The following is a 21,839-nucleotide window of genomic DNA, read 5'->3' as shown; positions in this document are numbered from 1 at the left end:
TGTGGAGGACGTCTGGGACCTGGTGGTGGTCGGCGCCGGGCCGGCGGGCTCGGCCGCCGCGCTGCGGGCCAGGCAGCTCGATCCCGGCTGCCGGGTGCTGCTGCTCGACCGGGCGGCCTTCCCGCGTGACAAGGCCTGCGGCGACGGCATCGCGGCGCACGCACGGCAGGAGCTCGCGCGGCTCGGGCTGCCCGGGCTGCTCGACGACCACCGGCCGACGCCGCGCCTGTCGGTGACGTCGCCCGGCGGAGCCCACGTCTCGGCCGTCGTCGCACGGCCCAACCACGTGGTCCCCCGCCGGGTCTTCGACGCCCGGCTGGTCGAGGCGGCGCGGGCGCGCGGCGTGGAGGTGCGCCGCCACCGGGTGCGTACGCTGACCGCCCTCGGCGGGCACGTCGTGATCGACGGCCACCTGGTCGCCCGGGCGGTCGTCGCCGCCGACGGCGCCAACTCGGCCGTACGGCGGCTGATCGGCGTCCCGCCGAGCCCGGACCGGCACACCGCCATCGCGGTGCGGGGGTACGCCGACGTGCCGCCGGACGACGACGAGCAGGTCATCGTCATGCAGAGCGAGGCCTGGCCGGCCTACGCCTGGTCGTTCCCGGTGGGCGACGGCACGGCCAACGTCGGCTACGGCCTGCTGCTGCCGATGCTGAGACAGACCGGCCGGCCCGGGCGCGAGATCCTGCACGGGCGGCTGGCCCGGCTCCTGCCCCTGCTGGGTGAGATCAGGTCGCCCGTCCGCGACCTGCGGGCGCATCACCTGCCGCTGTCGAGCGGGCGGCCCGTGCCGGGCGCGGGCCGGGTGCTGCTGGCCGGCGACGCGGCGAGCCTCGTCAACCCGCTGACCGGCGAGGGCATCTACTACGCGCTGCTGTCGGGGCGGCTGGCCGCCGAGGCGGCGATCGGTTCGCCGGACGACCCGCTGCGGGCCTACCGCCGCGGGCTGCGCGGGGCGCTCGGGCGGCACCTGCGCACCACCGACGTGCTCGCCCTGGCGGCCCGCTCCCCCGGCTTCATCGACGCGGCGATCACGGTCGCCGCCCGCCGCACCGAGGTGTTCGACCTGCTCGTCGACGTCGGGCTCGGGGCGGGCACCGTGCCGCCCCGCCTGGCGGCGGCCGTCGCCCTCCGCTGGCTCAAGAATCTCACCTGAACGGCAGGCCGTACTCCGCGTCGAGGTCGCGCACCCGCCGGGCGGCCCGCGCCCGGGCCGGGGATCCGGCGGGCAGCGCGGCCAGCAGCGCCTGCCAGGCGACGATGTCGTCCCTTCCCCACGGCGCGCGCGTCCATCGTTCGAGCAGCGCGGGGTCGCGCCGGGCCACCAGCAGGTCGCGTACGCCGTCGTCCAGCAGGCGGCGCTGCCATACGACGCCGGGCGCGTCCGAGCCGGGCAGGAGCGGCCCCCGGTAGGCCCGCAGCGCGGCGTCGGCGTCCGCGGCGGCCAGGTGCTCGGCGAGCGCCTGGAAGTCGGCCCGCACCGGCACCCGCAGCCGGTACGGACGGGAGTCGAGCAACGGGCCGAGCCGGTGGCGCAGCCGGGACAGCTCCGCGCGGAGCGTGACGGGGTTCAGCATGCGGTCGCCGTACAGCTCCGCGCTGAGCTGGTCGCTGCTCAGCCCCTCGGGATGGCAGGCCAGCAGCACGACGATCTCGCTGTGCCGGGGACCGAGCCTGATGCGGCGCGGGCCCTCGGTGAGCACGGCGTCGTCCCGGCCCTGGGCCGTGAGCGTCACGGCGGGCGCGAGGGCCGGAGCGGGAAGCGTGGCCCCGTGGTCGGAAGCAAGGTGCGCCTCCGCCGCGCGGGCCGCCGCCTGCACGAGGGCCAGGCTGTACGGGCTGGCCAGGTTGTCGCCGCCGGTGACGTCGACCGCGCCGAGCAGGCGGCCGGTGTGCGGGTCGTGGATCGGCGCGGCGGCGCAGGTCCACGGCTGCACCGGTACGGCGAAGTGCTCGGCCGCGAAGATCTGCACCGGATGGCCGACCGTGATCGCGACGCCGGGGGCGTTGGTGCCCGCGTGGGACTCGTCCCACCGGGCCCCGGCGACGAAGTTCATCCGCTCGGCCCGCGCCCGCGCCCCGCGATGTCCCTCGACCCACAGCAGCCGGCCGGCCGCGTCGCACACCGCGAGCAGGTGCCGCCCGTCGTCGGCGATGCCGCCCAGCAGATCTCGGAACAGCGGCAGCACCCTGGCCAGCGGGTGCGCGCTGCGATACTCCTCGAGCTCGGCGTCGGTGAGCTCCAGCGGCGCGAGCGCGTCCGGAGCGACCGCCCGGGCCGATCGCCGCCACGAATCGGCGACCAGGGAACGCACCGGTCCGTCGATCGCCCCGGCCGACAGGAAGCGCTCATGGGCGCGGCGCAGCTCACCGGTACGCTCCGCCGCGTCGGCCCCGGATTCAAGCGCGAGCCATGGATTGGTCACGGCGCCCTCACTCTCCGCGTCTTCAGGCGCCATCGTCACCCACGCCCGGGTCGTGCGACAAGGGCCCGTCAGCCACCAAGCCCTCTGCGCCCGAGCCACGGCGTGAACGGGTCCGCGGGCGGCTCGCCCGCCCAGGCGACGTACCCGTCCGGCCGGACGAGCATGTCCGGGCCGGGGAGCACGGTGAGACGGCCGGCGAAGCCCTCAGCGCGCGCGGCGAGCCGCGGGTCGCGCGTGACGAGCAGGAAGCGGGCGGTGCGGCAGTGGCCGGCGAGGAGGCTGCCGTCGTCGAGCACGAGATCGGGCGCCACACGGCCGCGCAGCCGCCCGGCACCGGAGATCTGCTTCATCACGTATGTCGCGCCGGGCACGGTGTCGAGCAAATCGGCGACCACGGCCCGCAGCGCCGCGGTGCGGGCGTCGGGACGGCCGAGCGCGGTCTGCGCGTCGCTCCAGCCCTGCACCCATGCGCCGACCGGATGGCGCTCTTCGGTGTAGGTGTCGAGCAGCCCCTCCGGCGCCCATCCGCGCGCGGTCGCGGCGAGCTTCCAGCCGAGGTTCATCGCGTCGCCGACGCCGAGGTTGAGGCCCTGTCCACCGGCCGGCGAATGGATGTGCGCGGCGTCGCCCGCCAGCAGGACCCGGCCCGCCCGGTAGGTGGCGGCCTGCCGGGTGGCGTCGGTGTACCTGGTGCCCGCGCTCACCGAGACGATGCCGGGATCGATCCCGGCGACCCGGCGCAGGCAGCCGGCGATCTCCTCCGTGGTGACCGGCGCGTTCCTGTCGGCGGGCGGAGGGCCGTACTCCACGATGTGGAGCCGCCCCGGCACCGGGCCGTGCGCGTACGAGCCCCGGCCGGTGCGCACCCAGCCGCCCAGCGGCAGCAGGTCCGGCTCTGTCATCTCGACCATCGCCTGGCGGCCGGTGAACTCCGGGTCGGTGCCCGGGAACGCGATTGCGGCGAGCCTGCGGACCGTGCTCCGGCCGCCGTCGCACCCGGCCAGCCAACCCGCCCGGATCCGCCCGGCCGGGGTCGCGACGGTCACCCCGTCGTCGCCGGCGTCGAAGCCGGTGACCGGACACCCGCGCCGGATCTCGGCGCCGAGCGCGCGGGCGCGGCGTTCCAGGATCGCCTCCAGGTCGAGCACACTGATCGCACCGCCGCCGAGCGTGTGGGCGGCGAGGTCCGGATCGCCCGGGTCCAGCCGGTCGACCCTGACCGGCAGTCCGGCGAAGTGCCCGGCGAACGGCAACGGGCCAGAGGCGTCCGAATCAGGGGCGCCCGGAGTGAACCACATCAGCGCGGCCCGCCGCACCTCCTCCAGGAGCCCCCGCCGGTGGAAGGCGTCCGCGGTCGGCGCGTTGATCGACCGCGCGCCCATCGCCCCCGCCTTGTGCGCCGCCTCGGGCTCGGCCTCCCGTTCCAGGACCAGCACCGACACCCCGCCCAGTCGCAGCTCGCAGGCGAGCATCAGCCCGACCGGGCCCGCACCCGCCACCACCACGTCGACGTCCATGATCACCCCTAAAACCCGGGAACAGCGTTCGCAGTTATCGACCGTAGACTACTGCGTACACTGTTCGCAATGGAATCGATCTGGAACCGTCCGGCGCGGGCCGCTCGCGGGCCCCGCCCCGCGCACAGCAGGGACGACATCGCGAGGGCCGCGGTGGCGGTGGCGGACGCGGAGGGGCTCGACGCCGTGTCCATGCGCAGGGTCGCGGCGGAGCTGGGCACCGGCACGACCTCGCTCTACCGATACCTGTCGAGCAAGGACGACCTGATCGACCTGATGGTGGACGCCGTGCTGAGCGAGCACGCGCCGCCGCGGCCCATCGGGGAGTGGCGGGCGGACCTGCGCGAGCTCGCCGAGCGGACACGCGCGCTCATGCTGCGCCGCCCCTGGTTTCCGGTCGCCGCGGCGGCGCGGCCCGGTCTCGGCCCGGGCAGTCTGCGCTGGCTGGAGGCGTGGCTGCACGCGGTCGACGGCCTCGGTCTCGACCCCGACGCGATGCTGGCGGCCGTGAGCACGATCCAGATCTTCGTGCACGGCTCGGTGGCGTACGAGGTGGCGCAGCGGGCCGCGGGTTACGACGCGAAGACGTGGCTGGCCGCCCAGGGCGCGTACGGCGACGCGATCATCGCCTCGGGCGCCCATCCCACGCTGATACGGATCATGGTGGAGGCCGAGGGGCCGCACCGCGCCGACCAGAACGAGCGGCTTTTCGCGTCCGGCCTGCGGCAGGTGCTCGACGGCCTGGCCGCCGCACTCCCCGGCGGATGACGGGTCAGGCGGATGCCCAGATGTCCTTGTCGATGTCGCCGGCGGCCTGCGGGCCCATCAGGCCGAGCCCTCCGTCCACGAACAGCGACGCGCCGGTGACGTACGACGCGGTCGGCCCTGCCAGGAAGGCGATCACCGCGGCCACCTCGCGGGCGTCGCCGGGACGGCCCAGCGGATAGCCGGGCCGGCTGTCCGGCCGGGGCGGCTGGTCCTCCTGCCCGGTCATGGGAGTCGCGATCTCCCCGGGTGCCACGGTGTTGACCGTGATGCCGTGCCTGGCCAGCTCCATCGCGAGTGTGCGGCTGAGCATCCGCAGACCGCCCTTGGCCGCGCAGTAGGGCCCGGCCCCGAGGCGGGGGTACTCCTCGTGGACGCTGGTCACGTTGACGATCCGGCCGCCCGCGCCGCGCGCGATCATCCGGCGGGCGGCCCGCTGCGAGCACAGGAACGGCCCGTCGAGGTCGACCGCGAGGACCGACCGCCACCGGTCGTAGCCGATTTCCAGGAGCGGCTCGGCCGTGCCGGTGCCCGCGTTGTTCACCAGCACGCCGAGGCCGCCCAGCTCGTCGGCGAGCTCGTCGATCACGGCCGCCGCGGCCACCGGGTCGGTCAGGTCGTGCTGCCGGACGGCGGCGCGGCGACCCCGCACCTCGACCTGCTCCGCGGTCTCCCGCGCCCCCTTCTCGTCCTGGTGATAGGTGACGCCGACGTCGAAGCCGTGCGCGGCGAGCATCACCGCGGTCGCCCGCCCGATCCCCGAGTCGGCCCCGGTGACGACCGCCACCTTGTCGTAGTCGAAGCGCGAGATCGGCGCCACCGTGCCGCCCATGGATCCCCCTCCGTCGGTGTACGGCACCTCGGCGTACCCGGGAGACCCTCCTTCACACGCCCCGGCGGGCGCGCGCCATGGCGGCCAGGCGCGTGCGCTGCTCCGGGGTGAGACGCGCCAGCCGCTCGCGCGGATCCGGCCGCGTCATGACCGCGTCGGTCCCGATGAGCGCCTCGGCGTGCTCGGCCGCGACACGCACGGAGTCCTCCGACGCGGCGTCGGCCGCGAGCGGCGCGATCCGCTCCCGGTATCCGCCGTCGGCCGCGGAGTCCAGGGCCCGGGCCAGCAGGTCGGCCGTCCGGTCCTCGGTCCAGTGCGACACGGGCAGCCAGGTCGCCACCCCGGCGCGCTCCAGCCGCTCGGCGTTGTCCGGACGGTCGACGCCGTGCGCGAGGAGCACCTGCGGGGTCGCCGACGACAGCGCCCGGGCGAGTGTGCCGATCCCGCCGTGGTGGACGACCGCGGCGACACGGGGCATGACCGTGGCGAACGGCGCCGAGGGCACCCACTCCACCCCGTCGGGCAGCGACTCGGGCTGGAACGACGGGTGCCGGTTCACCAGCAGGGCCTTCCTCCCGATCCGCCGGCACGCCCGCGCCGCCACGTCGTAGAACCGGTCGTGCAGCACCTGCCCGGTGCCGCCGGTGATCAGCACGGGCGGCTCGGCCCAGTCGGGGACCGGCCCCTCCGCCGTGTCGCCGAGCACGAACCCGCAGCGGACGACGCCCTCCGGCGCCGGCTGGCCCGCGGCGTCGAACCATTCCGGCCACAGCGCGAGCTGGGTCTTGGCGCTCGTCAGGTAGGCGACCCAGTCGCGGACCGGCCGCAGGCCGAACGCCTGGAAGACGTCGTCGTACCCCTGCCCGAGCACGCGTCTGAAGAGGTTCCCGAGCACCGGCAACGAGACGTACTGGTGGGGCGTGACGGACACCAGCGCCACCGGCACCCCGCGACGCTCGGCGGCCATCAGCGCGGCGATGCCCGAGGTGTGCCGGGCGACCACCACGGTCTCCCCCGGCCGGTAATGCGCCTCGATCATGCGGACCTCGTCGGCGAGCAGCTCGAACAGGCCGTTGCGCCGGTAGAGCGCGAGCACGCCGTCGGGGTCTTTCAGGGGATCGAGCATGTAGCGCCGGGCGTCGTCCAGGTGCCGGTCGTAGCCCTCCGCCGTGTCGATCGGCAGGTGCCGGAGACCCGCGGCCGCGATCCGGTCGGCGAACCAGGAGTGCGTCATCACGACGACGTCGTGGCCGCGCTCCGCCAGCTCGCGCCCGATCCGTACGAACGGGAGCACGTCGCCGTTGGTGCCGTGGGTGCTCAGCAGCATCGTGGCCATGCGGATCAGCCGTTCCCCGAGTCGAGCAGGGCGTCGATCTCCTCGTCCGACAGGCCCGCGAGCTCGTCGAGCAGCCCGGCCAGCTCCTCGTCGTCGGTGTCGGCGAGCTGCCGCTCCTCGATCGCCTTGGCGACCTCGGCGACGGTGAACGAGGTGGTGTAGAGCGTGTCGAAGGGCAGCTCGACGCCGAATTCGGCACGCACCCGCGCCATGAACTGCACCAGCCGCAGCGAGTGGCCGCCCAGTTGGAAGAAGCCGTCGCTCACCGAGGCCGGCGCCACGTCGAGCAGTTCGGCCCACATCCGCATGACGGCCGCCTCGACGGGGCTCGCTCCGGCCACCTCCGCCACGGGACGGGCGGCTCGCATGGCGTCGAGGATCGCGTCGGCGCCGGTCAGCCGGGTCGCGATCCGTTCGACGGCCGCCCAGCCGGCGGAAGAGGCGGGTTCCGCGATCCGGGTGGTCCGTGTGGTCCGGGCGGGCCCCGCTGCCCTCTCCTCAGCAGGGCCCGGCACGTGGACGACGGCCGCCGCGGCGCCCGCGTCGAGGACGTACCAGGCCGCCTCCTCGCCGTACGGCTCCACCGTCGCCGGCAGGGCGGCCAGGAAGTCCCTGGCCGGTTGGTTGCGCTCGGTCGCCCGGAAGGCCAGGGCCACCCGGGCCAGCCCGCGCTCCCGCGCGAGCGCCCCCAGGTGCGCGAGCATGCGGTGCTCCACCCCGCGCCCGAGCGCCCGGCAGCTGAGCAGGAACGCACCGGCGCGCAGCGTGTCCCCCTCCGTCCGCACGTCGGTGAGGCCGACGACGCCGTAGTCCCCGAAGCGGTCGCGCACGTCCACGACGAACTTCTCGTCGCCGTCCAGGCGACGCACCCCCGAGAGGTTGAACTGGTTGGTCCGCTCGGCGAGCTGAGCGGCCCGGGCCTCGTGTTCGGGACCGGCGGGGGTGATGGTCACCCCCAGGTCGAGCGTGGCGAAGAAGTCGGCGAGGGACATCTCGTCCCTGGCCTGCTCTCGCTGCCGTTCCTCCTGGTAGCGGCGGGTGCGCTCGCGGTCGGCCTCGGTGACCGCGGTCAGGTCGAGGGGCCAGCAGTGCCGGAGGAAGGCCGCCGCCTCCGCGGCGCCTGCCGGGAGCCGGAGGGTCAGCACCTCGGGGCAGCCGGCCCGGACCTCGGCGCATTCGACCGGGCTGTCGTCGAGGAAGACGAACGAGTCGAGCCCGAGGTCGAGCTCGGCGGCGAGCGAGCGCAGCGACTGAGACTTGGCCTCCCACCCGACGCGCATCGCGGCGACGTCGTCCAGGCCGACCGGCAGCTCCGGATGCCGGGCGAACACCTCGCGGACGTCCTTCTCCTCGTTCTTGCTGCACAGGCACAGCAGCCTGCCCGCGGCGACCTGGCGCGCCAGCTCCCGCCAGATCTCCATCCGCTCCGGGCCGATGACCACGCCGTCGGGGCCGTCCTCGCCGACCACGCCGTCCCAGAGCGTGCCGTCGCAGTCCACGGCGACGACCTTGGGACGCGGGGTGGTCATGGCGTGCAGGCGGCGGGCGGCCGCGGCGGCCAGCGCGGCGAAGTAGCGGTCGGTGTAGGGGACGTTGCCGGTCCGGTCGGCGAAGGCGTCGTGGACGGCCTCCGGCGCGGGCTCGTACGGCTCGGCGGAGGTGAGCACGGAGACGGCCCGGTCGCCCTCGAACGCCCGGGCCAGACTGGAGGCGAGGCGCGCGTGGGCCTCGGGCGAGCCGTGCTCGGGGGAGGGAGGGCAGACGATGAGCACGTGGGGCGTGCCGGACGCGCGTGCCGAGGTTCGCAGCGCGGCGGCGAGGTCGGTGGCCACGGCCTCCACCTCGTCGAGCCCGTCCTGCTCGGCGGCCGAATCCCCGGCGACCAGATCCCCGGCGACCAGATCTTCCGCCCGGACCAGCACGACGGCGGCGCCGGCCCGGCCGAGCACGCTGCCCGAGTCGAGGAGCGAGGGGAAGACCTGGTCGTACGGAGCGAAGGCGACCTCCCCCTCGACGCCGAGTTCGGCGGCCCAGAACCGCAGGGCGTCCCCGAGCGGCTCGGCGGTGAAGGTCGCGGCGACCCCAAGTCCGATCTTGTTCACTGCGTTTTCCCTTTCGAGAGCGCGATCAGTCGGACATGGCGACGAGGATGCGGCGGGAGCCGGTGAAGGGCCTGCGGCCGTGCCCGACCAGCACGTTGTCGATCAGCAGCAGGTCGCCCTTCCGCCAGTCGACGTCCACCGCGTTGTCCAGCCCCCGGTCGCGCACCTGGATCACGTACTCGCCGGGGATCGGGGCGCCGTCGGGGAACGTCACCGACTGCGGCAGCTCCTCCGGCGGCATGAGTTCGGCGAGCATGGCCGCGGCCTCGTCGCCGAGCGAGGCGGGGTGCCACTGGTCGGCCTGGTTGAACCACACCTCGGCCCCGGTCACGGGGTGCCGGGTGGTGGCGGGCCTGATCTGGGAGATCCGCACGCCGCCGTCGGGCCGCCACTGCCAGTCCGCCTCGACGCGGTCGAGGAAGCCGGCCACCTCGTCGCGGTCCTCGGTCTCGAACGTCTCCTGCCAGCTCTTGCCGAGCCCCCGGCCGGCGTGCAGGTTCTGGGTGTAGCGCACGCCCTTGGCGAAGGCCTCCCTGACCTCGTCGTCGAGCGACTCCAGCCAGCGCACGCCGTCCACGACGGGGGTGGCCCCGCCGGTCTCGGCCGCCTTCTCGCAGTAGAACAGCAGCCGCGAGGGCCAGGTGGCGGAGTACGACAGCTCGTTGTGCATGGAGATCGTGTACTCGGGCGGGTACTCGGTCGAGGTGTAGACGTTGCCGCCCACCTTGGTGCGGGGCGAGTTGCCGTGGACGTACGCCAGCCGGTTGGGCAGCAGCATGTCCATGACAGGATCGAGTGTCTCGGGCGTGACGCCGAACCCCCGGAAGACGAGCGCCTTCTCGCGGACCAGCAGGTCGCCCAGGTTCAATCCGCGCAGCCGTTCCATCAGCCCCTCGGGCGTGGCGGCGGAGCCGTCCGGGGTTATTTCCAGGGGCTTCCAGAAGTCGTCCATGCGTCCTCCTTCTGCGCGGGATCGGGTCGCGGCCGAGCGCGGGGAAAAGTCGAATTAAGGAGGCAGGCGGGCCCTCGAATAGGCGGCGCCCCTGCGGAAAGAGATTCCGGCGGCCAACATAGAACCCGGATCGGGTCACGCGCAAGAAACATGTTTCATCCGGTTCACTCGACGGCGTCAGTCAAATTATCCGACATTCGTCTGTGTCCGCCGGCAATGCCGACGACCACTCATGTTCTGCCACCGGTAGGCGATGACGGAAGGTCGATTTCCCAATACTCTTCGCACCGGATCGCAGGTAGAAGTGAGGCTTGCGTTACCCAGCGTGCATCCCGTATCGTAAAATAATCACTTTCGTGGGAGCGCTCCCACGCATCTCGGCTCGAAACGCGGCGAGATACGCGGCGAGATCCTGCGAAATCGACGATCAAGCGTTTTCTGGTTCAACCACTTTTCTGCGTGGTCAGCTGGTCCTGCGCATAATTTGCGCAGAGAGGAGAACGCTCGGTGACGATATCGCCGACGACTGACAACGAGCATCTAATAGCGTCGCTTTCCCCACGCAGGCAGGAGGCCCTGCGCCGGCTCCTCGCCGCCAAAGCCGCCAGAGCCGCCGCCGCGAACGCGATCACCCCGCGCGGCGAGGGACCCGCCCCCTGCTCCTACGAGCAGACCCAGATGTGGCTCGGCGCCCGCTTCGCCGAGGGCGCTCCGGCGCCGAACGCCACGATCGGCCTGCGGCTCACCGGCCCGCTCGACACCCGGGCACTGACCGTCGCCCTGGACAGCCTGGTCGAACGCCACGAGATCCTGCGTACGGTCTACGAGGGCGACGGGCACGAGCCCCGCCAGATCGTCCTCGACCCCGGGCCGGCGCCGCTCGACGTCGTCGACCTGCGCGACCTGCCGGAGGCCGAGCGGGAGGGCCGGGCCCGGGAGATCACGTGCAGGGCCGCCGTCGAACGCTTCGACCTGGAGACCGGGCCGGTCCACCGCACGACGCTGGTCCGGCTGGCCGACGAAGACCACGTGCTGATGTTCGTCTGCCACCACATCGCGTGCGACGGGTGGTCGGTCGGCATCATCGTGGACGAGCTGACCAGCGTGTACGCGGCCGCCCACGAGGGCCGTCCCGCCGAGGTGGCCACGCCCCCGCTCCAGTACGCCGACTACGCGGCCTGGTCGCGGCGTGAGCTGACCGGCGAGCGGCGCGAGCGGCGGCTCGCCTACTGGCGCGACCGGCTCGACGGCGCGAGCGCGGTGGAGCTTCCCATCGCGCGGGACGGCCAGGCCGCCACCGAGGGCAACCGGAGCGACTGCCACCTGTTCACGCTGCCGGACGAGGTCCTGCGGGCGCTGCGGGAGGCCGGCGGCCCCGGAACCACCCCGTTCGTGGCCCTGCTCACGGTCTTCTCGATGCTGCTCGCGCGCTACACCGGGCAGGGCGACCTGACGATCGCCACGGTGGACGGCGGCCGGCGCCGGGTGGAGCTGGAGCCCGTGCTGGGCTGCTTCGTCAACGCCCTGCCGCTGCGCGCCGACCTGTCGGGCGACCCCTCGTTCCGGGAGGCGGCGGCCGGGGTGCGGCGCAGGCTCGGCGAGGCGCTCGCCAACCACCTGCCGTTCTCGGAACTGGCCGGGGCGCTGAGCGACCGGGACGCCCGCAACTTCTCGCTGTCGACCGTCGGCTTCTCGCTGCGCGTCTTCCGCGACCAGCGCGGGCGCTGGCCCGGACTGGAGGCGTCGGTCTGGGAGCACGAGGTCGACGACTTCACCTACGACCTCGCGCTGCTCGTGCACCTGAACGGCACCGGCGACCCCGAGCTCTACCTGACTTACCAGAAGGACCGGTTCGACGCGGACTCCGTCGCCCGGATGGCCGGGCACTACCGGGCGCTGGCCGAGCGGATCGCCGCCGCCCCGGACACCCCGCTGGCCGACCTGGAGCTGCTCACCGACGCCGAGCGCGACGTGGTGCTGGGCGCCTGGAACGACTCGGCCCGGCCGTACCCGGACGTGGCCCTGCCCGAGCTGCTGGAGCGCCACGCGGGCTCCGACGCGGTCGCGGCCTCCTTCGAGGGCCGCACGACCACGTACGCCGAGCTGCACGCCCGCGCCAACCAGGTCGCCCACCTGCTGCGCGAGCGGGGCATCGGCCCGGAGGACACGGTGGGCGTGCTGCTCGACCGGAGCCCGGACCTCATCGCCTGCCTGCTGGGCGTGTGGAAGGCGGGCGCGGCCTACCTGCCGATGGATCCCAAGTTCCCCGCGCAGCGCGTCCGCGACATGCTGTCGATCGCCGCGACCCCGCTGGTCCTGACCTCGGCGGGCTACGCGCATCTCTTCGACGGCGTCCGCGTCGACGTCGTGGACGTGGACGGCGGCCTGCTCGACGAGCAGCCGCGCGACCCGGCCGGCGTGCCGTACGACATCGACCGGCTGGCCTATGTGATCTTCACGTCGGGGTCCACCGGCAAGCCGAAGGGTGTGCAGGTCACCCACCGCGGTCTGGTGAACCACGTGTGGTGGGCCGTCGAGGACCTGGCGTCCCAGGGCGACGGCGGCGCGCCGCTGTTCGGCTCGGTGGCGTTCGACCTCGTGGTGCCCAACCTGTGGGCGCCGCTCGTCGTGGGACAGCGGGTCACCGTGCTGGCCCAGGACTTCGACATGGGCGAGCTGGGCGCGCTGCTGGTGGCGGGCGGGCCGTACGGCTTCATCAAGTGCACCCCCGGCCACCTGGAGGTGCTCGGTCACCAGATCGACGCCCGGCAGGCCGCGGCGCTCGCCGGGAAGATCGTCGTGGCGGGCGAGGCGCTGCCCGGCTCGATGGCCAACCGGTGGCTGGAGATGCTCGGCCCGGGCCGGCTGATCAACGAGTACGGCCCCACCGAGGCCTCTGTCGGGACGTGTATCTATCCGGTGCGGGACGCCCAGCTCGTGGAGGTCGTCCCGATCGGGCGCCCGCTGCCCAACATGCGGATGTACGTCCTGGACGCCAACCGGCGGCTGCAGCCGGTCGGCGTGCCGGGCGAGCTGTACGTCGGCGGCGTGGGCGTGACCCGCGGCTACATGAACCGGCCGGACCTCACCGAGGAGCGGTTCCTCCCCGACCCCTTCCACCCTGTCTCCGGGAACGAGGGCGGGCGGATGTACCGCACCGGCGACCGGGTGGCCTGGACCCGCGACGGAAACGTGGCCTTCCTCGGCCGGTTCGACGACCAGGTGAAGATCCGCGGCTACCGCATCGAGCTGGACGAGGTGCGGGCGGCCGTCCTCGATCACCCCGGCGTGCGCGACGCGGTCGTCACCGTGCACGCGTTCACACCCGAGGACAAACGACTCGTCGCCTACTACGTCCCCACAGGTCCGGAGTTATCCGAGCTGGCAGAGCACTGCGCGGCGCGGCTGCCGGAATACATGATCCCGTCGGTGTTCGTGCCGCTGGAGACCATCCCGCTCAACGCCAACGGCAAGGTGGACCGCAAGGCGCTGCCCGATCCGGTGGTCCGGGTGGGCGAGGACCTGGCCGAGCCGACGACCGAGACCGAGATCGTGGTGGCCGGGGTCTGGCGTGAGGTCCTCGGCATCGAGGCCGTCTCGATCGACAACGACTTCAACGCGCTCGGCGGCCACTCACTGCTGCTCATCCGCATGGTCGCCAAGCTGCGCCAGGCGCTGCCCGCCGACGGCTACCAGGTGACCGTGCTCGACGCGATCGCCAACCGCACCGTACGGGAGCTGGCCGCGCTGATCGACGCCGCCCGGCAGGCGCCGGAAGAGACCGAGGACGGCCCTCGCGGCCTGCTGGTCGAGCTCACCCGGCCGGTGAAGGCGCCCGCGCTGTCCCTGGTCTGCATCCCGTACGGCGGGGCCAGCGCGATGATCTACCAGCCGCTGGCCGACGTGCTGCCGGCCGGGCACTCGCTGTTCTCGGTCGCCCTGCCGGGCCACGAGCTCGGGGTCGAGGAGAGCACGATCCCGTTCCACGAGGCCGCGCAGCGGGTGTGCGACGAGGTGATGGAGCGGGTGCGCGGCCCGGTCGCGTTGTACGGCCACTGCGTCGGCAGCGCGCTGACCGCCGAGATCGCGCGGAGGCTCGAGGCGGCGGGACGCCGGGTCGAGGCCCTCTACGTGGGCGGCAGCTTCCCGTTCGCCACCCCCACCAAGGGCCTGAACGGCCTGCTCGGCCGCATCTTCCGCAGCAAGGCGCTGGACAACGCCAACGCGCACGCCAACTGGCTCCGCGCGATGGGCGCCGACCTGCAGGACCTCGACCCCGAGCAGGTCGACCACATCATCCGCACGATGCGGGTGGACGCGCGGGCCGGCGAGGACTACTTCAGCGAACTCGTGGAGCAGCAGAGCCCGCAGCTGCGCGCCCCGGTGATCTCGATCGTCGGCGACCGCGACGCGCTGACCGACTTCTACCAGGAGCGCTACCGCGACTGGCACTGCGTCTCCGAGACCACGGCGCTGGTCGTGATGGCCGAGGCCGGCCACTACTTCCTCCGATACCGCACCGAGGAACTGGCCGCGATCGTCACGACCACCCACACCGCCGTGGAGAGTCCCGGGGAGTGGCGGCCGCGCCCGCCCGACGACCCGGCGACGTGGTGGCGGCAGGCTCTGTCCGCCGACCGGCGGGCCGACGTCGCCGGGCCGCAGCCCAGCCTTGGCCGGTTCTTCACGGTGGCGACCGGTCAGATCGTCTCCATGATCGGCGCCGTGATGACCGAGTTCGCCGTGCCGATCTGGGCGTACCTGAAGAGCGGTTCGCTGGTGCAGTTCGGGCTGTTCGCCATCATCGGGCTGGTGCCGGGGCTCGTCCTCGCGCCGCTGATCGGCGCGCTCGTCGACCGGTACGACCGCAAGCGGGCGATGCTGGCGGCCGACGGCATGTCGCTGGCCGTGCAGGCCGCGCTGCTCGCGCTGATGGCGAGCGACGTGTTGAGCATGCCCCTGCTGTACGGCCTGCTGGTGGTGCTGTCGATATCGGTGACCCTCCAACGGGTCGCCTGGCAGTCGGCGGGTCCACAGCTCGCGCCCAAGCACTACCTGCATCACGTCGGCGGCGTCGTCCAGCTCGGCAACGCCGTGGCCCAGCTCATGGTCCCGCTGTTCTCCGTCGCCGTGCTGGCGTTGATCGGCATCGAGGGCATCCTGACCGCCAACGTGATCTGCTACGCGATCGCGTTCGTCGTGACCCTGCTCGTGCGCTTCCCGGCCACGATGGCCTGGCGGCGCAGGGAGACGGTCTCCGCCGAGATCCGCAACGGCTTCCGCTACCTGCTGCGGCGGCGGGGCCTGCGGGCCATGGCCTTCACGATGTTCATCGTGAACTTCTTCCTGTTCACCGGGTTCATCATGATCTCGCCGCTGGTGCTGTCGGTCGGCGAGCTGGCCGACACCGGGCGGGTGGCGCTGCTCGCCGGGATCGGGGCGGTCTGCGGCGGCGTGATCATCACGCTGTGGGGCGGCCCGCGCGACCGCCGGATGTTCGGCATGCTGTCGGCCGCCGGCGTGCTCGGGATCTTCTGCGCGATCGCCGGTCTGCGCCCGTCGCTCGTCCTCATCACGGTCGGCGCCTTCGGCATGTCGCTGATGATGACGATCAGCGACGGCATCTGGCTGACGATCATCCATTCGAAGGTGCCCCAGCGCTACCACGCCCGGGTCATCGCGATCAACCGGATGCTCGCGCTGTCGACCCAGCCGGTCGGCCTGGCCGTACAGGCCTGGCTGGTGGGGCTGGTCTTCGAGCCGCTGATGCGGCCGGACGGCCCGCTGGCCGACACGGTCGGCACGGTGATCGGGGTCGGCGAGGGCCGCGGCATCGGCCTGCTGTACGTGGTGTGCGGACTGGCCATCGCGCTCACGATCACGCTGGCCCTGCGTCACCCGGCCCTGGCGAGGTTCGACCAGGAGACCCCGGACGCCGAGCCGGACGACCTGGTCGGCTTGGAGGCGCTGCGCAGCCGCCAGGAGGCGAGCGTTCCGGCGCAGCGGGTCCCGGCCGAGCTCTGAGGTGCTCTGACGGATGAATGGCCTACGGGCCGCCGGGTACGGCGGCCCGTATGGACGAGAAGAAGATGAACCCGAAGCAGCTCGCCGAGGAGCTGGCGACCAACGCGCAGGACGACCCGCGGTTCAAGAACCGGACGCCCGGCATCCGGGCCACCCGGCAGGGGTCGGTGGAGAAGGCGGACCAGGACGCCGCCGGCATCGTCGGCGGGACCGGCGTGTCGGGCGGCGGGGCCTCCGGAGGAGGAACGTTCGGGCAGCCGCCGACCGGGCGGCTCGACGACGACCAGCTCGCCGACACGGTGGCGGGCACCGGCCTGCCGCCCGAGGACGAGGAGGACGAGGGCGACCAGTAGATCTCAGCTCAGGCGGAAGGTCGGGCGGCCGCCCGGACCGGTTTCGGCGTCCAGCGTCTTGCCGCCGACGGCCTGGGCGACCTCTGCGTCGAGGAAGACGCGCACGTCCGCTCTCTTGACCACCTCGTCGCCCGAGAAGGGCGCGCTCACCAGCGAGAGCTCCAGCGAGGCGGGCTCGCCCGGCTTGGCCGCGATGCGCAGGCCCGCCTCCTCGGGGAGGTACTCCCCCACCATCAGATCGCGGATCGCCTGAACGGCGTGGTCGGTGACTGTCAGCACGACGCGCCTCCTAGCTGTCTGCTCACGCGTCCTCGGGCTTGCGCCGCCGGTTCATCGCGAGCCATCCGGCGTCCCAGGCGGCGTACCTGCGGTGATCGAGACGGCGGCGCACGAGGGCGAGGCACGCCAGCAGGGCCGTCAGCGACAGCGCCGCCGTGGCCGTTCCGGACGCGACGCCGTCCGCGACCGTGTCGATCCGGCTCCGCGGGCCGTCGCCCGGCCTGCCGTCGCGGTGCAGCCAGATCCGCACGGGCGTGCCGGCCGTGGCCGCCGAGGGAACCGGCGCCTGCCCGGTCGCCGTACGGCCGTCGGCGGCCGTCCAGGCGACACCCGTGCGCAGCCGCGCGGCGGTGCCCTCCACCGCGACCCAGGTGGCCGCCGGCGCGTCCCGCGTGACGGTGGCCGTCACCCAGCGCCCGGAATGCTCCTCGGCCACGCCGCCGCGATACACGGCGGCGCCCGCGGCGAACGCCGCGACCAGGCTCAGCACGGCCAGGATCAGGAAGGCCAGGACGGCCGCGGACTCGACGCGGTCGGTTCCGCGCCGTAACGGATTGCCGTCGGGCAGGTAGCGCCGCACCCGCCTCGTCACCGGGCCAGATCGCATCGCGTCACCCCTCCTCCTTCTCGTGCGCCGGTTGTCTCACTCGCCCGGCTCCTGGAACCGCGGCGCGTCCGGCGGAGGGCCGGAGGACTCCTGGATCAGCGCGTTCAACGTGGTGTCGTCGGCGATGGCGTGCTCGAACTCGGGTGTGTCCTCCAGCGCGGTGATCCGCTCCGGTCGCCGCGCCTCCCGCTCCGCCTCGTCCCGGTCCCGTACGGCCCCCTCGATGGCCTCCAGCATCTCCCGCCGGCTGTAGGAGCCCTCGGGGATCTCGTTCAGGAGGGCGAGGGTCTCGGCGGACACGTGGATGTCCGCGGCGGCGGCGGAGTAGAGGTCGCGGCGCGTCGCGCGGAGACGGTCGTGGAACACCTCGTCCACGACCTGGCGCAGCCGCTCCGTCTCCGCAGGGTCAGGCATGCCTTCTCCTTCCGGTCTGTCCTTACCCCCCGCGGTGCGGATCCCACGCCCCGGCTCACAGATCGGCTCACAGATCGCACACGAGAAGCCGATATCCGGCGTCGTACTCCTCCAGGTCGAGCAGGTCGCGGTGGCGCTCGTGCCAGCGGCCCGACTCCAGGTCGGCCGCGAGCCGGTCCAGGGCCGGCCGTACGACCGCCTGATCGAGCTGGGCGAGCACGGACATGCCCGCCTGGGCCACGGGATCGAGGTAGCCCTCGGGCCTGCGCCAGTAGGCGGCGCCGAACCCGTCGGTGCAGTCGTGCGGGATGGGGACGGGCTCGACCCGCGCGCCGCCGAGCAGCCGGACGAGATCGGCGATCGGGACGGCGCGTGCGTCGTCCAGCGCCGCGCCCTCGGGCAGGTACTCCCTGAGGAACCAGTAGTCACGGGTGAGTTCCTGGTCCCAGGTGAGGATCACCACGCGGCGCCGGGCGACCCTGCGCAACTCGGCGATCCCGGCCGCGAGGTCCGTCCAGTGGTGCACCGTCAGGATCGCCATCGCGGCGTCGGCCACGCCGTCGGCGAGGGGAAGGGCCTCGGCCCGGGCGCGCGCCACGGGGGCCGACCCCGGGGGCCGCTGGGCGATCATCACCGTGCTGGGCTCGACCGCGAGCAGGGTCGCCGGGGGTTCGTACGATCCCGTGCCCGCCCCCACGTTGACGACCGTCGCGGCGTCCCCGAGCGCGGCGGTGATCCGGGCGGCCAGCCTCGGGTCGGGTCTGCGGGCGGCGCTGTAGGTCCTGCCGATCTGGTTGTAGACGGTCATGACGTAAGTATCCGCGGCGAACCGTTCACCTACCGGCCGGAGCCGATCAGTATGACGGGAGGTACCGGATTCCGATCACCGGAGGCCCGCATGACCGACGCGCTGCTTCGCGACCCCTACCCCGTCTACGCGAAGGCCCGTGAGACCCCCGGGCTGACCTTCCTCCCCGAGATGAACGCCTGGCTGGTCTCCAGGGACGCCGACGTGCGCGAGGTGCTGCGCGGTCCGGAGGTCTTCTCCTCGGCCAACGCGCTGCGCGGCGACTTCGTCCCCGAGCCGTCCGTGCTCGCCGAACTCGGCAAGGGCGTCGGCGGCGCGCCCGTCGTGGTCACCTCCGACGGGGCGGCGCACCAGCGCTACCGGGCCCCGCTCGTCCGGGGGCTGTCACCCGCCCGGATCGCCTCGGTCGTGCCGTTCATCCGGGAACGCGCCGAGTCGCTCGTGGACGCCTTCGCCCCGTCGGGCCGGATCGAGCTGGCCGGCGCGTACGCCAGGAGGCTCCCCGGGGAGGTGATCGGGCACCTGCTGGGCCTCGACCCCGAGCACGTGCCCCTGGCGGTGGAGACCGGCTACCGCGCCGAGGAGCTGTTCTTCCTCCCGGTCGGGGAGGAGGGGCGGATCGCCGCGGCCCGCGAGGTCGTCGCCCTGCAGCATCTGCTCGACGAGTACGCGCGAAGCCGCCGGGAGGACCCCCGCGACGACCTGTGCACCGAGATGGTCCAGGCGCTCGCGCCGGGCACCGGGCCGCTGACGCGGGAGCAGCGGGCGGAGCTGGTGTCGAACCTGCAGAACCTGCTGATCGCCGGCCACCTGACCACGACGGCTCTGATCTGTTCCGCGGTCCTGCATTTGCTGCGGCGACCGGAGCAGTGGGAGCTGCTGTGCGCCCGGCCCGAACTGATCCCCGACGCGGTCGAGGAGGCCGCCCGGCACGACGCCCCCGTCCAGGCGTTCCGCCGCGTCACCACCCGGCCCGTGACGCTCGCCGGCACCGACCTGCCCGAAGGCGCCACCGTGCTGGTCGCGTACGGCTCCGCCAACAGGGACGAGGCCAGGCACGATCGGCCCGGCGACTTCGACGTCACCCGGCGCGCCCGGCGCCATCTCGCCTTCGGGCACGGCGTGCACTCCTGCCCGGGGGCGCAGCTCGCCCGCGAACAGGTGCGGATCACGCTGGAGATCCTGACCCGGCGGCTGCCCGGGCTGCGGCTCGCGGCCGACCGGCCGGTCGTCATGGCCCCCACGCTCATCCACAGGGGCCCGGAGGAGCTGTGGCTCACCTGGTGATGTTCCTCAGGCGAGCCAGTCCAGCCACTCGCCGTGCGGCCCGGCCATCGCGAGCGGCTCCCCGTCGAGCGCGGGCAGGAACGCCAGCCGCCTTTGTGGCAGGTCGGCCGTCAGCTTCGGAAGCAGGGAGGGCAGCCGGGGCGAGCCCTCGTTGGAGATCCACCGCACGGGCCGGTTACGTACGAGCGCAACGAAGCGGTCCCGCGCCTCGGCGTCGAGGTAGGGCATGACCGCGCTGTGGAAGACGACGACCGTCGCCCCGGCGGGCGCGGCGGCGACGAGATCGGGCAGAGCCGCCGCGGCGTCCCCGCGCACCAGACGCGGCGGGTCCTGCCTCGCCATCCGCACCGCCCCGCGCAGCCGCGCGAGCCGGTCCCGCTGTTCCGGCCAGACGAGGCACTCCAGCCAGCGCACCGCCTCGTCGTCGCGTACGTCGATGGGATCGAGGTCCAGCCCGGCCCGCCACACGACCTCGGGGAGGCGCTGCGGCACCGGCACCTTCCCGTTCGTCCGGCAAGTGAGCAGGACCGGGCTTTCGGCCGGCCCGATCTCGGGCCCGTCGTCGTACCGGTAGCGGTAGCGGTCCGGGTAGAGGCACAGCCCCGCCGAAGCGCCCACCTCCACCAGGGCCAGCGGCTGCGGCAGCGTCGCCAGCACCGGCAGCAGGCTCGCGCACCGGCCCGCCTCGTTGGTCTGCGTCCTCCGGGCGAGCATCGTCTCCCGCACCTCGGCCCAGTGGCTCACGGTCCACTCCCGGAAGCGGCCGAACTCGTCGTACGGCCCCCCGAGGAAGCGTACGGCGGCCAGCAGCAGGTTCGGCTGCCGTTTCGGCTCCGGCAGGCCGTCGATCAGTTCGAGCAGCCCGGCGTCGGCGGCGATCCCGAGGGCGAGCGCCTCGTAGGCGGGGCTGTGCCCTCTGACCTCCCGCTCCGCGAAGTATCGGTACCACTCCGCCGTCTCCATGCCGCCTCCCCGAGGAACGCCGAAGACCCCATCAAATCAGCCCGAACCCAGGCCCGCGCGGGCAGCTACTGCTGGGCGACCTCGATCTTCTGCCCGCTTTCTCTCTCGATGACGGTCCGCCCGTTCAAGGGAGCACGAAGATGTAGCCGCACATCGAAGCGGCGTCCATTGTCGGGCAGTTGTATCGTCCCCCAGGACAGCAGGGGCGCACAGGGATTGCTCATCCGGACGCCGATTGTCACCTGAGAGGGCGACTCCCGCACTTCCGTGTCCGTCACTTCCCAGCAGAAGCGGCCGTCGTCGTTCTCGGACTTGTAGACGATGAACGTCGCGGTCAGCGTCTGCCCATCGGGTGACGGCGTTACCCAGGCGATCGTCTGCCAGTGTGCTTTGCGGACATTCGCCGTCATGGCAAGCGCCGCAAATAACAGCAAGGCGGCAGACAGAGCCACGATACCGAGCTTCTTGCGCATGATCGGGTGCATGACGAGCCTTACTGGCGGCGAGCGCCATCCGGGGGACGGCAGTAGGACAGAAAGTGCGAGCTACCGGGCCTTCCTGAGGTGCCTTGATGCCGGAGTTGCGGCTTACCGACCGGAGGGCATCTGCAACAAGCAGGCGGTTACGACCCATCGGGTGATCGGTAGATCCGAACACGCTGATGATGGACGTTCTCCAGAACAGTCCGCCCATCAAGCGGCTGCTTCAAGTGAAGTTTGACGCGCCGCACGTAACCCATAGCGATGGTCGGCTTGGATGGGCGCGGACAGTCATCTTGCACCCGAACGCCAATAATCACCTGCGACGCCGACTCCTCTATTTCCCTTTCGACGACTCGCTGGCATTGCTCCTTATCGCTCTCCGGCCTCTTGAAGGTTAAATCCACGGTTAATGCCCGCCCGCCTTCAGACAGCATCGCTGACGGTATGTCCTGCCATTCAAGTCCACCGCAGGCCGTTGCAGCTAAAGCGGTGGATCCCACAAGGAGGGCGAAGGTCATTTTCTTGCGAGCGGACATAACCATGAATTTATCATGACGTCGCCGCCGAACACTCGGCGAGCGTCCAGGATATCGCTGTAGTTAAGCGTACATACAGGTCCCCAATAACCGCCGCCGCTAGTGATTTCCTTGGCGATTGTCGTGAGACCGAGTAGCTGGAGTCCATCGTCGGGA

Annotated in this window: 18 protein-coding genes; 5 read left to right on the top strand and 13 right to left on the bottom strand. The window is 72.7% G+C overall.

Annotated elements, in window-relative coordinates:
- Position 1: 1 nt before the first annotated feature.
- Positions 2–1,156 carry an NAD(P)/FAD-dependent oxidoreductase gene (locus tag QSK36_RS22225; RefSeq protein WP_285783737.1) on the top strand — a complete coding sequence of 385 codons (1,155 nt, stop codon included), beginning with the start codon at positions 2–4 and terminating at the stop codon, positions 1,154–1,156.
- Here QSK36_RS22225 and QSK36_RS22220 read toward each other — a convergent pair.
- Both QSK36_RS22220 and QSK36_RS22215 read right to left on the bottom strand, forming a co-directional pair.
- Positions 1,149–2,426 (bottom strand): helix-turn-helix domain-containing protein, encoded by a 1,278-nt coding sequence (locus tag QSK36_RS22220; protein ID WP_183540178.1) that lies wholly within the window; start codon positions 2,424–2,426, stop codon positions 1,149–1,151. The genes QSK36_RS22225 and QSK36_RS22220 overlap by 8 nt on opposite strands.
- Before the next feature lie 68 nt (positions 2,427–2,494).
- Positions 2,495–3,943, bottom strand: a complete 1,449-nt coding sequence (locus QSK36_RS22215; RefSeq protein ID WP_285783736.1) for an FAD-dependent monooxygenase — start codon at positions 3,941–3,943, stop codon at positions 2,495–2,497.
- A gap of 69 nt (positions 3,944–4,012) precedes the next feature.
- Between QSK36_RS22215 and QSK36_RS22210 the strand changes: the two genes are divergently transcribed.
- A complete protein-coding gene (locus QSK36_RS22210; RefSeq protein ID WP_285783735.1) occupies positions 4,013–4,711 on the top strand; it encodes a TetR/AcrR family transcriptional regulator in 699 nt (232 codons plus the stop codon).
- Between the two features lie 4 nt (positions 4,712–4,715).
- On the opposite strand, the gene QSK36_RS22205 is transcribed toward QSK36_RS22210, so the two are convergent.
- The 4 genes from QSK36_RS22205 to QSK36_RS22190 are packed head-to-tail and all read right to left on the bottom strand — an operon-like array spanning position 4,716 to position 9,930.
- Positions 4,716–5,540, bottom strand: coding sequence for an SDR family oxidoreductase (locus QSK36_RS22205; RefSeq protein ID WP_285783734.1), 825 nt, complete (start codon positions 5,538–5,540; stop codon positions 4,716–4,718).
- A 52-nt stretch (positions 5,541–5,592) separates the two neighbouring features.
- Positions 5,593–6,876 carry a glycosyltransferase gene (locus QSK36_RS22200; RefSeq protein WP_285783733.1) on the bottom strand — a complete coding sequence of 428 codons (1,284 nt, stop codon included), beginning with the start codon at positions 6,874–6,876 and terminating at the stop codon, positions 5,593–5,595.
- Between the two features lie 5 nt (positions 6,877–6,881).
- Entirely contained in the window at positions 6,882–8,978 is a 2,097-nt protein-coding gene (locus QSK36_RS22195; protein ID WP_285783732.1) for an HAD-IIIC family phosphatase, read from the bottom strand.
- A 25-nt stretch (positions 8,979–9,003) separates the two neighbouring features.
- Positions 9,004–9,930, bottom strand: a complete 927-nt coding sequence (locus QSK36_RS22190; protein WP_285783731.1) for a TauD/TfdA family dioxygenase — start codon at positions 9,928–9,930, stop codon at positions 9,004–9,006.
- Between the two features lie 507 nt (positions 9,931–10,437).
- Between QSK36_RS22190 and QSK36_RS22185 the strand changes: the two genes are divergently transcribed.
- Both QSK36_RS22185 and QSK36_RS22180 read left to right on the top strand, forming a co-directional pair.
- Positions 10,438–15,954, top strand: coding sequence for a non-ribosomal peptide synthetase/MFS transporter (locus QSK36_RS22185; RefSeq protein WP_285783730.1), 5,517 nt, complete (start codon positions 10,438–10,440; stop codon positions 15,952–15,954).
- 50 nt (positions 15,955–16,004) lie between these two features.
- On the top strand, positions 16,005–16,307 hold the full coding sequence (locus tag QSK36_RS22180; RefSeq protein WP_183540194.1) for a hypothetical protein: 303 nt from the start codon (positions 16,005–16,007) through the stop codon (positions 16,305–16,307).
- 3 nt (positions 16,308–16,310) lie between these two features.
- Here QSK36_RS22180 and QSK36_RS22175 read toward each other — a convergent pair whose 3' ends face one another.
- From QSK36_RS22175 to QSK36_RS22160, 4 genes are all read right to left on the bottom strand, one after another.
- The gene (locus tag QSK36_RS22175) at positions 16,311–16,586 is read right to left on the bottom strand and encodes a HesB/YadR/YfhF-family protein (RefSeq protein WP_183540196.1); all 276 of its coding nucleotides are present in this window, start codon (positions 16,584–16,586) and stop codon (positions 16,311–16,313) included.
- A 22-nt stretch (positions 16,587–16,608) separates the two neighbouring features.
- Positions 16,609–17,193 carry an Rv1733c family protein gene (locus tag QSK36_RS22170; protein WP_285783729.1) on the bottom strand — a complete coding sequence of 195 codons (585 nt, stop codon included), beginning with the start codon at positions 17,191–17,193 and terminating at the stop codon, positions 16,609–16,611.
- A 36-nt stretch (positions 17,194–17,229) separates the two neighbouring features.
- Positions 17,230–17,607 (bottom strand): hypothetical protein, encoded by a 378-nt coding sequence (locus QSK36_RS22165; RefSeq protein WP_285783728.1) that lies wholly within the window; start codon positions 17,605–17,607, stop codon positions 17,230–17,232.
- A 67-nt stretch (positions 17,608–17,674) separates the two neighbouring features.
- Entirely contained in the window at positions 17,675–18,415 is a 741-nt protein-coding gene (locus QSK36_RS22160) for a class I SAM-dependent methyltransferase (RefSeq protein ID WP_285783727.1), read from the bottom strand.
- 90 nt (positions 18,416–18,505) lie between these two features.
- Between QSK36_RS22160 and QSK36_RS22155 the strand changes: the two genes are divergently transcribed.
- Positions 18,506–19,702, top strand: coding sequence for a cytochrome P450 (locus QSK36_RS22155; RefSeq protein ID WP_285783726.1), 1,197 nt, complete (start codon positions 18,506–18,508; stop codon positions 19,700–19,702).
- Between the two features lie 6 nt (positions 19,703–19,708).
- Here QSK36_RS22155 and QSK36_RS22150 read toward each other — a convergent pair whose 3' ends face one another.
- The 3 genes from QSK36_RS22150 to QSK36_RS22140 all read right to left on the bottom strand — a co-directional run bounded on the left by QSK36_RS22150 (position 19,709) and on the right by QSK36_RS22140 (position 21,683).
- Positions 19,709–20,665 carry a DUF2332 domain-containing protein gene (locus QSK36_RS22150; protein ID WP_285783725.1) on the bottom strand — a complete coding sequence of 319 codons (957 nt, stop codon included), beginning with the start codon at positions 20,663–20,665 and terminating at the stop codon, positions 19,709–19,711.
- A 65-nt stretch (positions 20,666–20,730) separates the two neighbouring features.
- Positions 20,731–21,138: a hypothetical protein gene (locus tag QSK36_RS22145; protein WP_285783724.1), complete on the bottom strand. Its 408-nt coding sequence runs from the start codon at positions 21,136–21,138 to the stop codon at positions 20,731–20,733.
- 149 nt (positions 21,139–21,287) lie between these two features.
- A complete protein-coding gene (locus tag QSK36_RS22140) occupies positions 21,288–21,683 on the bottom strand; it encodes a hypothetical protein (protein ID WP_285783723.1) in 396 nt (131 codons plus the stop codon).
- Positions 21,684–21,839: the final 156 nt, after the last annotated feature.

Source organism: Microbispora sp. NBRC 16548, assembly GCF_030268985.1.
GTDB classification, from domain to species: domain Bacteria; phylum Actinomycetota; class Actinomycetes; order Streptosporangiales; family Streptosporangiaceae; genus Microbispora; species Microbispora catharanthi.
Note: the sequence above shows the minus strand (reverse complement) of the source record. Positions and strands in the feature narration are given on the sequence as shown.